The organism is Pseudoalteromonas thalassia (assembly GCF_049257215.1).
GTDB classification, from domain to species: Bacteria; Pseudomonadota; Gammaproteobacteria; order Enterobacterales; family Alteromonadaceae; genus Pseudoalteromonas; species Pseudoalteromonas lipolytica_C.
The window spans coordinates 362,448-376,708 of the sequence record NZ_JBMMUE010000001.1; the positions used below are offsets into that span (position 1 = coordinate 362,448).

Consider the following 14,261-nt stretch of genomic DNA (forward strand, 5'->3'; position numbering starts at 1 on the left):
TAACCTCAGGTTGCGCCTTTTTGCTTTTTTAGAGCCCAAGAATTAACATTAGGCACTTATCTATGCAAGAACACTAGAAAAGTAAAGAATGAAAAACAAAGCGCTTATTCTGCCATTCCTACTCATTTTACTGCCCTTAATTGATAGTTTGTTTATCCCGCAAACATTTGGCATTCAATGGCATAGCCCTAAGCTGATGTATCAAGTAGGCGTGGCGCTGATGATTATAAAGCTCACTATGGTTGCCATTGGGCTTTGGTTATTACTTAAAGCAAAGCGCCTTTATATGGAAGCCAGTAAATCGACCCGTATTATTAAGTTTGCAGTCTTTTTACTCGGCGGTTTACAAGTGGTGATGATGACAGCAATATGCTTTTGGTATTTGGTGGCGGGCACGCAAGCGAAACACTTTATGCTGCAAGACAACATTGCTGTATTTACCGCTGATTATGGCGTATTTGCCCCGGTACATCATGAGTTTTCATTTATATGCTTTGATGCCAATGGTTTTTACCACCTGCAACCAATTGGCCAGCTACCTTGGCTCGGAACCTTTACGTTTACTAGCCAAGATTCACGTTTAATCATTCAACATAAAAACCAAAGCGGCGCGAATACTCAAGAAATTTCATTGAAAGGGTATGGTTGTTTGCAATAAAGTGAAGAAGTGTTGGTATTCATCTTTGAAATAGTTATAACAGCCAGCTCTTTTAACGTCCTGTAAAGCTGGCAGTTTATTACTTACATAGCTAACTAGTTATTGCTTTACCTGAACTTCGACTTCTTGCCCGGTTTGTAGTTGCTCGGCGCCGCGTACTGCGACTTTATCGCCCGCATTTAAGGTGATGTTAGAAGTCGGGGTGACTTCAACCAGTTTATCTTTGCCATTACCGACTTTTACGGGAATTTGCAGGGCTTTGTTGTCGTTGTCGATTTTGACGATATGGGTGCCTTTTTTGCGTAAGATCAGCGCATCGCGATTCACCAGTAGTACATCACCTTTGCTTTTTAGTGGCACGGCTACATCTACTAGTTGGCCAATTGCCCATGTTTGCTCGGCGTTATTTGCTAGTAAGGCACGTACTTCTACGGTTTGTGAACGCGGATCGGTTGATGGGATCACCGCAGTTACGGTGGCTGTTGTCATATCTGGGGCTGATAAGTCCCCGGCTTGAATGGGTAACTCTATGCCTTTGTGTAAAAACTTTAAGTATTTAACAGGCACGTACAAACGCACTTCTAAGTTATTAATATCGAGCAGAGTGACCAGTTCATCTGCGCGATTTATTTCGCGACCAGCGCGTTTAAAACGCTCACTGATCACGCCATCAAATGGGGCGCGAACGGTTGCACGCGAAAGCTGATCGTCTATTACTTTTAATTCAACCTTAGCCAGTGCGATATCAGATAACGCAAGGTCATGCTTATTTTGCATATCATCGACTTGGCTTGCTGCAGCACTGCTGGCTTTGGCGAGTTTTTGTAAACGAGCCAGCTCTTGTTGATATAAGCGTAAGTTTATTTTGGCGCGATTGAGCATTTCTTGCTGGCGTGCTTTTTCAAGTTCAAGCGGTAAGGTGTCCATACGAACTAAGGTGTCGCCACTTTTAACCAGAGTACCTGGCTCAACAACATATAATAAACGGCCGCTAACACCCGCTGTTAGGGTTACATCATCTTTACCATACAAAGTGCCGCTGACTTCAATTTCGCTTGTTAGCGGGGCTTGTGTGACAGTTTCTACTGTAACCGGTACGACTGCAAAGGCGTTAAATGCGATAAGACTGAATAGCGCACAAAAGCGAGCGGTTAATTTACGAAAAGGTGTGTTCATTGTTTTAATACTCATTGATTCGATACCAAGCTTAAAGGCGTTTTTTCTGGTTGCTGTTTGTTATTAACGGGCGGCAGTTGTCTGCCAAGTTGCAATAAACTTGGCATTAATATCAGGGTGAATAGGGCACTAATGGCCATGCCTCCGACAATCACAGTGGCAAGGCCACGGTAAATTTCTGATCCTACCCCCGGCATTAGCATCAATGGCAGCATGCCAAATAAGCTGGTTAAGGTACTTAAGTAAACGGGTCTTGCGCGCAGTAGTACTGCTTGACGAACTGCGTATTCTCGGCTGAGTCCTGCGGCCATCGCAACACGGGTTTGGTCAACCAATAAAATGGCATTATTTACCACCAGACCCAGCAAGATAATAAAGCCAATCATGGTCAGTAAGTCGAGCGATTGGAAGGTAAATAGGTTAAGCACAAATAGGGCTAGTACACCGCCTGCAATTGCCAATGGCATGACGAGTAAAACTAACGCGCTGTCTTTGGCTGACTTAAACAATGCGGTCATTAGCAAGAATAAAATAAATAGAGCCAAGATAAAGTTGATTGTCATTTCTTGCATGGCCGAATTCATCTTTTGTGCGTTACCCGCCAATATCGCGCCAGAGCTGTCGGGTAAGCTTGCACGTACTTTTGGCATAACTTGCTCTGAGAGAATGGTTTGCGCTTGTTGCAAGCTCATGTCTGCTGGTGGCGTGACAACAATACTCACGGTACGGCGGCCATTAACACGTCTAAGCTGGGTTGGGCCTACGGTGCGTTCAATATTGGCAAGCTCGCCTAAAGTTTGAATACCTGATTGCGGGGTCACAATCGGAAGGGCTTTAAGCTCCTCTGGAGTTTGCCACGGTATGCCGCGCAAAATCACGTTCATACGTTCGTTGCCATCAAAGTATTCATTAACAAATAACCCACCTGTGTAGGCTTGCACTGCTTGAGATACATCACGACGAGTTAGCCCTGCTTGGGTTATACGACGGTCATTGGGTGTGAGCCTAAGTTCTGGCTCTGCCATATCGAGTCGTGGTTGTGGCCTTGCAGTGGCATTCGGCATTGCGTCGGTGACAGCTTGCAGCGCCACATTAGCACCGGCGATTAGCTCGTCCATATTCGGACCCGTTAAATCGATATTGATATTACGACCATCACCGCCATTAGCAACTTGGATCATCGACCCTCTAAAGAAGAATACTTGGGTGTCGGGCAAATCAATGAAGATCTCTTCTCGGGCTACCTTCATTAATTCTTCAACACGTTGCGGATCGGCAGAATAAATAAAGCCGCCAGCATTTGCGCCAAACGCATAAAAGTTAAAATCTTTTATCCCCGGCTCTTTTTCACCTGTGTAATAAGGCATTAAGCGCTTTTTGATACGCATCAGCAGCTCCTCTTCCATAAACTGCACATTGCCGCCAGGCGGGGTATTTAAGTTAAAGAAAAAGCCATCGGTTGGTGCGCGCGGCATAAAATCAGTTTTCGGGAGCATGGTCATGGTCGCGACGACTGAGCCACCCAATAACGACACTATCCATACTATTTGTTTAACGCGGGTATTGGTTAGCGACATGATGAAGTTAGTTAGCTTGTGCCAATATTCACGGTAAGGATCCGCTTTGAGTTCTTTGTCTGGCCAAAAATGGTTAGCCAACGGAATAAGTGTAATTGCGCAAATCATCGAGGCAATTACAGCAATGGATAAGGTGAGCGCCAAGTCAGAGAATAACTGCCCCTCAATACCTGCCATAAATAAAATTGGCAAGAAGATAGCAACGCTGGTGGTGGTTGAGGCAAATAAAGCGCCTGTTACTTGAGCTGCGCCTTTTAGCGCGGCTTTTTTACTATCAAAGCCTTCGCTTCTGAGCCTTGCGATGTTTTCTTGCACTATGATGGCGGCATCAAGTACTAAGCCAACAGCAAAGGCAAGACCCGCCAGTGAAATAACATTTAAGCTGCGGTCAAAAATATTCAACGTTAAAAACGCGACTAACAAAGAGACAGGAATCGTCGCTGCAATCACAAACGTGGCCTTTAAGCCTCTAAAGAACAGCCACAAGATTAAACACGACAGCAGAACACCTAGGCCTAAGTTACTTTTAACCAACGATAAAGCATTACGAATATGCACTGAGGCATCAAAACTTAATTCAATCGATAAGCCATTCTCAGCCAGCGGCCCTTCGTTTAGCTCTTTAATGGCAAGGTTAATTTCGTCGAGTAGGGCAACGGTGTTGGCTTCGTTAGCGCGCGAAATACGAATGTAATACGCAGGTTTACCATTTCGACCACTCATGCCTAAACGGTCAGAAAAAGTGCGCTCTACACTTGCGATATCGCCAAGGTAAATAGGTCTATCGCCTGAATAACCAACACGCATTTGTGCCATGCTCGATAAATCATATTGCCCAGTAAAGCGTACGGTATATTGACGACGGCCAACATTGGCAAGGCCACCGGAAGTATCGCGTGAGCTGGCTAATACATTACTGATTTGGTCAAGGCTGACGCCAAGTGCAGCGGCTTTGTGAGGGTCAAAGGTGATACGTAATTCTTTTGGTCGTTCACTGGCTAAATCAACGCGAGCAACACCAGGAATACGTGCCAAACGGGGCTCAACAAATTCATCAATTTGTTTTTGGAACTGCGCCATGTCTAAATCAAGGCTGTCGCTATTAAAATCTTTCGGTGTGACCAGTAACGTTGCAGCGGCTTCCCCATTATTACCGCCAGCGAAAACCACAGGATCAAATGCATCTAACGGCAGAGGTGGCGCTTGGTTAAGGCTAGTTAATACATCAAGCATCGCCTGTTGCATGTTTTGCCCAACTGCAAAAGTTAACGTGATAGAGCCATTGCCACGGTTAATGTAAGTATTAACCTCTAGCGCACCCGGGGTGTTTTTTACCGCGTTCTCAAGCGGTTCAATGATCACCGATTCAATCTCTTCAGGTGCAGCTTGGCGCCAGCCAGAGAAAATAGTGATCTGCGGTTGCTCAATATCTGGTGTGAGTTGAATTGGCAACTTAAAAATACTTAACATGCCAAACAACATAATCAACACCAAGATGACAATAACACTCGCAGGGTTCTTCAGCGAACTACGTGTCAGGTTCATTGTGTGTGTTCCAAAATCAATTTGTCTGCATTGTAGTGCGATGTAAAAAAAGTGCCAGTGAGGTAAATGAAATGTATGTCAGAAGTAACGCTGAATAGCCGTTAATTCGCGATAAAATGTGTATTTGAAATAAGATGTAACAATTTAGCGGAGGAGCTTTAAGTTTTAAGCCTTAAGTTATAGAGTCTGAAACTAGTGAGTCGTATCTTTTCGGCTAAGGGAAGCCACATTTTGCTCAAACACACGTTTTACTTCTGCGCTGTAGTGATTGTGGTCGTTAATGGTGATAAACGGGTTTGTGAAACTAACATCACAGAAAGCTGTATAACACTGGATTTTAACTGCAACTCGATCTGGGGTTGCAAGGCCATCTAAGGTTGTTTGCAATGCTTCAAACACATATTCTTTACGAACATGCGATGTTAAAGCAACTTCAAGTTTTTTGACCTCAGCGCGGTGTGAATTCGAATCGGTTACAAACAATTCGTATAGGTAGCTGCGTGATACAAACAGCAAGATTGCCACAAGATAGAATAGACCTGTGTAATAAAATAACTCCGTGTGAGTGAAACTCCGAAAAGACTTAAACATTTTTCTATTATTTTTGTTTTTTATACTAAAACATATTTGTCAGTATATCTCAATAAACTAACTAAAAATCACTGCATTACAAATAAAAAAGCGCGAAACTAGTTAGTATCGCGCTTCTTGAATTTTTAAACTTACAGCTCAGTTTTGTTATTCATCAATCGAGCGAAGTAGGGCATTAATACCTACTTTTTCGCGAGTTTGCTGGTCAACTTTTTTCACGATGATAGCAGCGTATAGGCTGTGCGAACCATCTTTTGACGGTAAAGAACCTGGAACAACAACTGCACCGGCTGGTACTCGGCCGTAATGAGTTTCGCCTGTTTCACGGTCATAGATGCGCGTGCTTTGGCTGATGTAAACACCCATTGAAATAACCGCACCTTCTTCTACCACAACGCCTTCAACAATCTCAGAGCGTGCACCGATAAAACAGTTATCTTCGATAATCGTTGGGTTTGCTTGCAGTGGCTCAAGTACACCACCAATGCCTACACCGCCCGACAAGTGAACGTTTTTACCAATTTGTGCACACGAGCCAACCGTTGCCCATGTATCAACCATCGTACCTTCATCAACGTAGGCACCAATGTTCACATAAGATGGCATCAGTACCACGTTTTTACCTACAAAGCTGCCTTTGCGCGCAACTGCATTAGGCACAACACGCATACCGCCTTGTTGGAATTGCTCTGGTGTGTAGTCGCTAAATTTAAGTGGTACTTTGTCGTAAAACTGATTAACACCATCGCTCATTGGTTGGTTATCACGAATACGGAAAGACAGTAGCACCGCTTTTTTCAACCATTGATGTACAACCCACTCACCACTGATTTTTTCAGCAACACGGGCAGCGCCGCTATCAAGTAATTCAAGCGCATCGATAATGGCTTGCTTTACTTCACTTGATACCGTGCTTGGGCTGATGCTATCGCGGTTGTCCCAGGCGTTTTCGATCATGGTTTTTAAATCTGACATAAGATCCTCTTATTCGGTTTCTGCGTTGAGTTTTTTACGCAATGCTTGATGAATTTTAGCCTGTTCTTCGTCTGTTAATGCTTGGTACTCGTTATTTGATACCACGAAGAAATCTTCTGCACGTTCACCAACAGTGGTGATTCGCGCGGCATGAATATGTAATAAGTGTGCTTGAAATACTTCAGCAATTTTCGTTAATAGACCCGGAATATCCACCGCTTGGATTTCAATTAAGCTGCGATCTTTACGAGCATGCGGTCTAAGCACAATTTTTGGTTTGATATTAAAGTCTTTAAAGCGCTGTGAGCGGTTCTTTTTGATGCGAATTTTCTTTTTCGGATCGCTAATCGCAAGCTCTAATGCACGCTTAATGCCTTGCGCACGGCTACTTGCAATCGGGTCACCATTAACTTCTAAAATAACAAAGCTAAAAATCACATAGCCATCTTTAGTCGTTAACACCTGGGCATGTTGGATTTGCGCTTTTTTCGAACCAATTACACTCACCAAGCGTGCAAATAAACCCCCTGAGTATGGGCTGTAAGCGAATACTTGCGTCCCCCCGTGCATTGCGGTGTCAGAAACAGTGACGCTTGGTAGGCTTAAATCTTCACAATTTAATAAGTGCTCTGTTTGCCACGAAATTTGTTGCTCACTAAAGGCGGTAAAATAATTCGCTTTAAAGCGGCTCCAAATTAAGTCGATTTGGTCTTCATTGCAGCCGTGATTCAATAAGCGCTGCTTGGCTTGCTGTTTTTTATCACGAATCTGGTCGCGCTGATCCATTGGGTTTTCAAGACCTAAACGCAGTGCTCGCTGGGTATGTAAATACAGCTCACGTAGTAGGGTGTTTTTCCAATCGTTCCATAGATTATCGTTAGTGGCACGAATATCGGCCAAGGTTAAGCAGTATAAATAATCTAGCTGGCGCTCATTTTTTACTTTGCTTGCAAAGTCTTTAATTACGTCTGGGTCATTAATATCTTTACGCTGTGCAGTGACCGACATAAGTAAGTGATTAGCCACTAACCATGAAATAAGCTTGCCGTCTGATGACGGGAAACGGTGCAATTTAGCAAACGCAATCGCATCAACCGAGCCTAGTTCAGAGTGGTCGCCGCCACGGCCTTTGGCGATATCATGGAATATACCGGCTAAATAAAGTAACTCAGGTTTATCCATGCGGGTGACGATTTCACTACAAAGCGGAAACTCGCTGACTTTTGACTTATCAAAATATTTATAAATATTGTTGATTAGTTTGTGGGTGTGCTCATCTACGGTATAGGCGTGGAATAAATCAAATTGCATTTGCCCAAAGATATTACGCCACTGCGGTAAGTAGGCCGCGATAATGCCGTGCTTGTGCATTAAGGTAAATGCGCGACCCATACCATTTGGGTGTTTAATTAAGCGCAAAAATGCTTCACGGCAAGCGGCGTAATCTTGTAAATCACCGAGTAACCGGCGACGTACTTGACGCATTGTGCGTATAGTACTTGGGTAGATATGGGTAATTTCAGGGTTATCAGCAATATGCTCGAACAACACAAATAGCTGATCTCGGCGGAAAAACACCGACGGGTTTTTTACGCGAATTTGATGGCCAATACGTTCAAAGTTACGGTCTAGCTCAACCACTGGTAACTCACCAGCACCTGGCAAAATACTTTGCTCGAAGTATGAAAGTAGCATTTGGTTGAGTTCACGCACGCGGCTCATAATACGGAATAAGCGCTTCATCATGCGCTCAACTGAGGCCTTACCTTCACTACCAAAGCCAAGAATTTCTGCTGCGTGAGGTTGGTGGTCGAACAGTAAACGGTTTTCAGATCGCCCCGCAGCGATGTGCAGCGCAAAACGAATGTTCCAAAGGTTTTCTAAACATTCAGAAAGCTCTTGGTATTCTTCGTGAGTAAGATAGCCGTGATTTATTAGTTCTTGTAATGTTTCGGCTCTAAAGTGCTTTTTAGCTACCCAAATAATGGTCTGTAAATCGCGCAGGCCACCTGGGTTTTCTTTGATGTTTGGTTCAAGATTATAAGCCGTACCATGACATTTTTTATGGCGTAAACTTTGTTCTTGTACTTTTGCCAAAAAGAATTCGTCTGAGCGCCAAATAGGTGTATCAATCAAATGATTTTTGAGTTTTTCAAATTCAATGTGATTACCAAAAATTAATCGGCTTTCGAGCAAGCTGGTGGCAAATGTCACATCTTCGCGTTTTTGTTCTAATGCTTGTTCTATTGTACGAACGCTGTGACCAATTTCTAAATTAAGATCCCAAAGCATGGTGACGAACTGGCCAATTTTCTCGCATACGGCTTCACAGGGCTGTTCACTAACCAGCAGCATAAAGTCGATATCGGAGTAGGGATGTAGTTCGCCACGACCATATCCACCCACAGCGATAAGTGCTAAGTCACTTTCGTGAGCAAGGTCGTAATCATGAAACAGTTTAATTAATAAGCGGTCGATAAACTCAGCACGGGCATTAATTAAGTTGCTAACGGGTTGTTTTGAGAATTCGTTCTGTAGCCATTTATAAAAATAACTAGAACAGTCGCGATAATCGCTAAGTTGCTCAGCTTGGCTGAGCAACTTTTTTACTTTATTGGGTAATGCCACAGGGGCTGGCTCCTAGTGTTCGATGATCCTGTCGATAGTATCATCTGATCGGAGCGTTAAAATTTCAACACCATTTTCAGTCACTAGTAGTGTGTGTTCCCACTGCGCAGACAAAGAACGGTCTTTTGTTACAACTGTCCAGTTGTCTTTTAGTAATTTACACTGACGTTTTCCGGCATTGACCATTGGCTCGATTGTTAAGCACATACCAGCTTTCAATACTTCGCCAGTACCTGCTTTTCCATAGTGCATTACTTGTGGCTCTTCGTGGAACTCAGCACCAATACCGTGACCACAGTATTCGCGAACAATTGAATAGTTAAAGCTCTCAGCATACTTTTGAATTGCAGCACCGATATCACCTAAGCGCACGCCAGGTTTAACCATTTTAATAGCAAGGTATAGGCTTTCTTGCGTAATATCCGCAAGGCGCTTACCTTGAATATTAGGTGTACCTACATGGAACATCTTAGAAGTATCACCGTGATAGCCATCTTTGATCACAGTAACGTCAATATTTACGCTATCACCTTCTTTGAGCGGTTTGTCATTCGGAATACCGTGACAAATTACATGGTTCACTGAGGTGCAAATTGATTTTGGGAAACCGTGATAATTAAGCGGTGCTGGAATAGCATCTTGAACATTAACAATATAATCATGACAAATTGTATTTAGTTCATCTGTGGTTACACCTGGCACCACATGCGGTTCTATCATTTCAAGTACCTCGGCGGCTAAGCGCCCGGCAACACGCATTTTTTCGATTTCTTCAGGGGTCTTGATCACAGCACTCATTGAGGCTCCAAAGTTGTTTTTCAGGTCAGTTTTTAGTGCACAAATTTTGCACTAGACGTTGAGTTTTCAATTTTAATATGGTATAAAGCGCGCCGTCTTTTTACAAATAAATTCTTAACTGATTTTTTGTATTTAAGACAAACACAATTTTATTTTAACACACACACGTATCGTCACATACACTTGGGTGCACTTAAGTTACAAATTAACTACGGTGTTGGTGCTATGGGATATGTGGAGGCCTAACCCTAAATTATAGAGGATTATAAAATGGCAAACGTTTCAATGCGCGATATGCTTCAAGCTGGTGTTCACTTTGGTCACCAGGCACGTTACTGGAACCCTAAGATGAAGCCTTTCATCTTCGGCGCTCGTAACCGTGTTCATATCATCAACCTAGAGCAAACTGTACCAATGTTCAACGAAGCACTTAAGTTCTTATCGAACGCAGCTTCTAACAAAGGTAAAGTACTTTTCGTTGGTACTAAGCGCGCAGCAAGCGAAGCAGTTAAAGAAGCAGCTATTCAAAGCGAGCAGTTCTACGTAAACCACCGTTGGTTAGGTGGTATGTTGACTAACTGGAAAACAGTTCGTCAATCAATCAAGCGTCTTAAAGACCTTGAAGCGCAGAGCCAAGACGGTACTTTCGAGAAGTTAACTAAGAAAGAAGCGTTAATGCTTACTCGTGAAATGGAAAAGCTTGAAAAGAGCCTTGGTGGTATCAAAGATATGGGCGGTCTTCCTGACGCACTTTTCGTTATCGATGCAGACCACGAGCACATCGCTATCCGTGAAGCTAACAACCTAGGTATTCCAGTTGTTGCTATCGTTGATACTAACTCTAACCCAGACGGTGTTGATTACATCGTACCTGGTAACGACGATGCGATCCGTGCTATTCAACTTTACACTGGCGCTGTATCAGCTGCGATCACTGAAGGTCGTGAGAACAACATCGTTGCTCAAGCTGAAAAAGACGACTTCGTAGAAGCTGAATAATTAGCTGTCATCAAGTCTTCATCTAATCAAGGTGAAGACTTGTTATTCTTGTCAAGCGGCCCATACCGCTTCCCTATAACAGAATTCAATTGAGGATATTCTAATGGCTGTAACTGCTGCCCTAGTTAAAGAATTACGCGAGCGTACTGGCGCTGGCATGATGGATTGTAAAAAAGCGTTAACTGAAACTAACGGTGACATCGAGTTAGCGATTGAAAACATGCGTAAGAGCGGTGCTGCAAAGGCTGCTAAAAAAGCAGGTAACATCGCTGCTGAAGGTACAATCTTAATCAAAGAAGGTAACGGTTTCGCTGCGCTTCTTGAAGTTAACTGTCAAACTGACTTCGTTGCTAAAGATTCAAACTTCCTTGGCTTCGCAAATGAAGTATTAGACGCTGCTGCAGAATCTAAAGCAGACATCGATGCACTTAAAGCACAGTTCGAAGAAACGCGTGTTGCACTAGTTGCTAAAATCGGTGAAAACATCAATGTTCGTCGCGTTGAGTACATCGACGGTGACAAACTTTCTTCTTACCGCCACGGCGACCGTATCGGTGTTGTTGTAGTTGGTGAAGCTGACGAAGAAACACTTAAGCAAGTTGCTATGCACGTAGCTGCGTCTAAGCCTGAGTTCGTAAACCCAGAAGACGTACCAGCTGACGTTGTTGAAAAAGAAAAAGCAGTTCAAATCGACATCGCGATGAACGAAGGCAAGCCTGCTGAAATCGCTGAGAAAATGGTTGTTGGTCGTATGAAGAAATTCACTGGTGAGATCTCTCTTACTGGTCAAGCTTTCATCATGGAACCTAAGAAAACTGTTGGCGAAATTCTTAAAGAGAAAGGCGCAACTGTTACTAACTTCATCCGTTTAGAAGTTGGTGAAGGTATCGAGCGTAAAGAAGAAGACTTCGCTGCTGAAGTAGCTGCTCAAATCGCTGCTGCAAAAGGCGAGTAATTTTCTAACTTAGTGACGTAGGACAATTAGATGAAATTAATCTGTTATTAGCTTTTGCGTCACTGATAAAAATTCTTTAAAATAACCGCGTTTTATGTGTAACCATAGCGCGGTTATTTTTTATCTCATTATTAAGGCTGGCCCAAATATTATGACTATCAATCGTAAACCTATTTTTAGACGTGTTCTTCTTAAACTTAGCGGTGAAGCATTAATGGGAGACGAAGGCTTCGGCATCGACCCGAAAGTACTTGACCGTATGGCTCAAGAAATTAAAGAACTTGTAGAGCTCGACGTAGAAGTAGGTTTAGTTATCGGTGGCGGTAACTTCTTGCGTGGTGGTTCATTAGCAGAAGCAGGTATGAACCGCGTAGTGGGCGACCACATGGGTATGCTTGCTACGGTAATGAATGGTTTGGCAATGCGTGATGCTCTGCATCGTGCATTTGTAAATTGTCGCTTAATGTCTGCCATTCCATTAAATGGCGTGTGTGATGCTTACAACTGGGCAGAAGCTATCAGCTTATTAAAGTCTGGTCGTGTTGTTATCTTTTCTGCAGGCACAGGTAACCCATTCTTTACCACTGATTCTGCAGCGTGTTTACGCGGTATTGAAATTGAAGCTGATACCGTAATTAAAGCGACAAAAGTTGATGGTGTTTATTCAGATGACCCAGTGAAAAACCCAGACGCGACATTATATCGCCACTTAAGCTACAATGAGATCATTGATAAAGAACTAAAGGTTATGGACTTAGCGGCATTCACGCTTGCCCGTGATCATAATATGCCTTTAAGTGTATTTAACATGAATAAATCAGGCGCGCTTAAGCGTGTAATTATGGGCGAAGATGAAGGAACGCTTATCTCTTCACAAGCCTCGGATGAAATTAATAAATAGATTAGGATTGAACCGTGATTAACGATATCAAAAAAGATGCGTCAGAACGTATGCAAAAAAGTGTTGCGGCACTAGGCAGTCAATTATCTAAAATTCGCACAGGCCGTGCTCACCCTGCATTACTTGACGGTATTCAAGTGTCTTACTACGGTGCTGACACGCCACTAAACCAAGTAGCTAATGTAACAATTGAAGACTCGCGTACACTTGCAATCAGCGTGTTCGACAAGTCATTAGCGCAAGCGGTAGAAAAAGCAATAATGGCATCAGATTTAGGTTTAAACCCTATGTCTGCTGGTACTGTGATCCGTGTTCCACTTCCTCCACTTACTGAAGAGCGTCGTAAAGACCTTATCAAAATTGTACGTGGTGAAGTTGAAGGCGGCCGTGTTGCTGTTCGTAACATTCGTCGTGACGCAAATGGCGACATTAAGAGCTTATTGAAAGACAAAGAAATTTCTGAAGATGAAGCGCGTCAAGCAGAAGACGAAATCCAAAAGCTTACAGATAAGTTCATCAAAGAGATGGATACACAATTAACAGCGAAAGAAGCTGAATTGATGGAAATCTAAAAGCTCTTGTTTTTCTTTTCGGGATGAATCCTGAAAGGCAAGCAGGTCATTGCAAATTTATTAGTTTTGAAACGCCGGCTGGGGTATACTAGACGGCGTTTTTTTATGGAATACTCGATATTTATGGTTCTTAACGCTGATAAAATTTCCCAGCAAAGTTTGCCTAAGCATGTCGCTATAATCATGGATGGTAACGGTCGTTGGGCTCAAGCGAAAAATCGCCCACGTGTTTATGGGCATAAAAAAGGCGTTGATGCGGTTCGTCAATCAGTGCAATTTTGTACTCGCTTAGGTATACAGTCATTAACACTATTCGCATTTAGTAGCGAAAATTGGCGACGCCCAGAGGACGAAGTAAATACGCTCATGGAGCTATTTTTATTCGTGTTGGGCAAAGAAGTTAAAAAGCTTCATAAAAATAATGTAAAGCTCAATATAATTGGTGATTTATCACGCTTTTCTGAGAATTTGCGTAATAAAGTTGATGCAGCACACGAGTTAACCCGTAATAATACGGGCTTGCAATTAAACGTTGCTGCTAATTATGGTGGCCGTTGGGATATTACCAATGCTGCAACCATGCTTGCAAAAAAAGTCGCAGCCGGTGAAATGGCCGCTGAAGAGATTACCGAAGAGCTCATGAGTGAACACATGAGCATGGCAGATCAAGTTGAGCTTGATTTAATGATCCGCACAGGTGGTGATTTGCGCATTAGTAACTTTCTTTTATGGCAAGCAGCTTACGCTGAGCTTTACTTTACCGATACGCTTTGGCCAGACTTTAATGAAGCTGCTTTTGCCGATGCTATCGCATGTTACGTTGCCAGAGAGCGACGATTTGGTTGTACAGGCGAACAAATAAAACAATTACTCGCCGAGACCTAAT

12 protein-coding genes are annotated in these 14,261 nt (G+C 43.1%); 6 read left to right on the forward strand and 6 right to left on the reverse strand.

Annotation, left to right across the window (positions count from 1 at the left end):
- The first annotated feature begins 88 nt into the window (after positions 1-88).
- The gene (locus AAEU31_RS01755; protein WP_421966231.1) at positions 89-658 is read left to right on the forward strand and encodes a hypothetical protein; all 570 of its coding nucleotides are present in this window, start codon (positions 89-91) and stop codon (positions 656-658) included.
- Between the two features lie 99 nt (positions 659-757).
- Here the strand turns inward: AAEU31_RS01755 and AAEU31_RS01760 are convergent, their stop codons facing one another.
- The 6 genes from AAEU31_RS01760 to map all read right to left on the reverse strand — a co-directional run bounded on the left by AAEU31_RS01760 (position 758) and on the right by map (position 9,972).
- Positions 758-1,834, reverse strand: coding sequence for an efflux RND transporter periplasmic adaptor subunit (locus AAEU31_RS01760; protein ID WP_498049587.1), 1,077 nt, complete (start codon positions 1,832-1,834; stop codon positions 758-760).
- A gap of 11 nt (positions 1,835-1,845) precedes the next feature.
- Positions 1,846-4,956: an efflux RND transporter permease subunit gene (locus tag AAEU31_RS01765; RefSeq protein ID WP_421966233.1), complete on the reverse strand. Its 3,111-nt coding sequence runs from the start codon at positions 4,954-4,956 to the stop codon at positions 1,846-1,848.
- 192 nt (positions 4,957-5,148) lie between these two features.
- Positions 5,149-5,481 (reverse strand): hypothetical protein, encoded by a 333-nt coding sequence (locus tag AAEU31_RS01770; protein WP_421966234.1) that lies wholly within the window; start codon positions 5,479-5,481, stop codon positions 5,149-5,151.
- Between the two features lie 213 nt (positions 5,482-5,694).
- Positions 5,695-6,522 carry a 2,3,4,5-tetrahydropyridine-2,6-dicarboxylate N-succinyltransferase gene (gene dapD, locus AAEU31_RS01775; protein ID WP_063706839.1) on the reverse strand — a complete coding sequence of 276 codons (828 nt, stop codon included), beginning with the start codon at positions 6,520-6,522 and terminating at the stop codon, positions 5,695-5,697.
- Between the two features lie 9 nt (positions 6,523-6,531).
- On the reverse strand, positions 6,532-9,150 hold the full coding sequence (gene glnD, locus AAEU31_RS01780; RefSeq protein WP_421966235.1) for a [protein-PII] uridylyltransferase: 2,619 nt from the start codon (positions 9,148-9,150) through the stop codon (positions 6,532-6,534).
- 12 nt (positions 9,151-9,162) lie between these two features.
- Positions 9,163-9,972 carry a type I methionyl aminopeptidase gene (gene map, locus AAEU31_RS01785; protein ID WP_268833789.1) on the reverse strand — a complete coding sequence of 270 codons (810 nt, stop codon included), beginning with the start codon at positions 9,970-9,972 and terminating at the stop codon, positions 9,163-9,165.
- A gap of 246 nt (positions 9,973-10,218) precedes the next feature.
- Between map and rpsB the strand changes: the two genes are divergently transcribed.
- The 5 genes from rpsB to uppS all read left to right on the forward strand — a co-directional run bounded on the left by rpsB (position 10,219) and on the right by uppS (position 14,260).
- Entirely contained in the window at positions 10,219-10,947 is a 729-nt protein-coding gene (rpsB, locus tag AAEU31_RS01790) for a 30S ribosomal protein S2 (RefSeq protein ID WP_054562046.1), read from the forward strand.
- 103 nt (positions 10,948-11,050) lie between these two features.
- Complete coding sequence (gene tsf / locus AAEU31_RS01795; protein ID WP_135924005.1) at positions 11,051-11,902, forward strand: translation elongation factor Ts; 852 nt, start codon at positions 11,051-11,053, stop codon at positions 11,900-11,902.
- Between the two features lie 151 nt (positions 11,903-12,053).
- Positions 12,054-12,803, forward strand: coding sequence for a UMP kinase (gene pyrH / locus AAEU31_RS01800; protein ID WP_135924006.1), 750 nt, complete (start codon positions 12,054-12,056; stop codon positions 12,801-12,803).
- Between the two features lie 14 nt (positions 12,804-12,817).
- Positions 12,818-13,375, forward strand: a complete 558-nt coding sequence (gene frr, locus AAEU31_RS01805; RefSeq protein ID WP_135924007.1) for a ribosome recycling factor — start codon at positions 12,818-12,820, stop codon at positions 13,373-13,375.
- A 105-nt stretch (positions 13,376-13,480) separates the two neighbouring features.
- Positions 13,481-14,260, forward strand: a complete 780-nt coding sequence (uppS, locus tag AAEU31_RS01810) for an undecaprenyl pyrophosphate synthase (RefSeq protein ID WP_135924008.1) — start codon at positions 13,481-13,483, stop codon at positions 14,258-14,260.
- Position 14,261 lies beyond the last annotated feature (1 nt).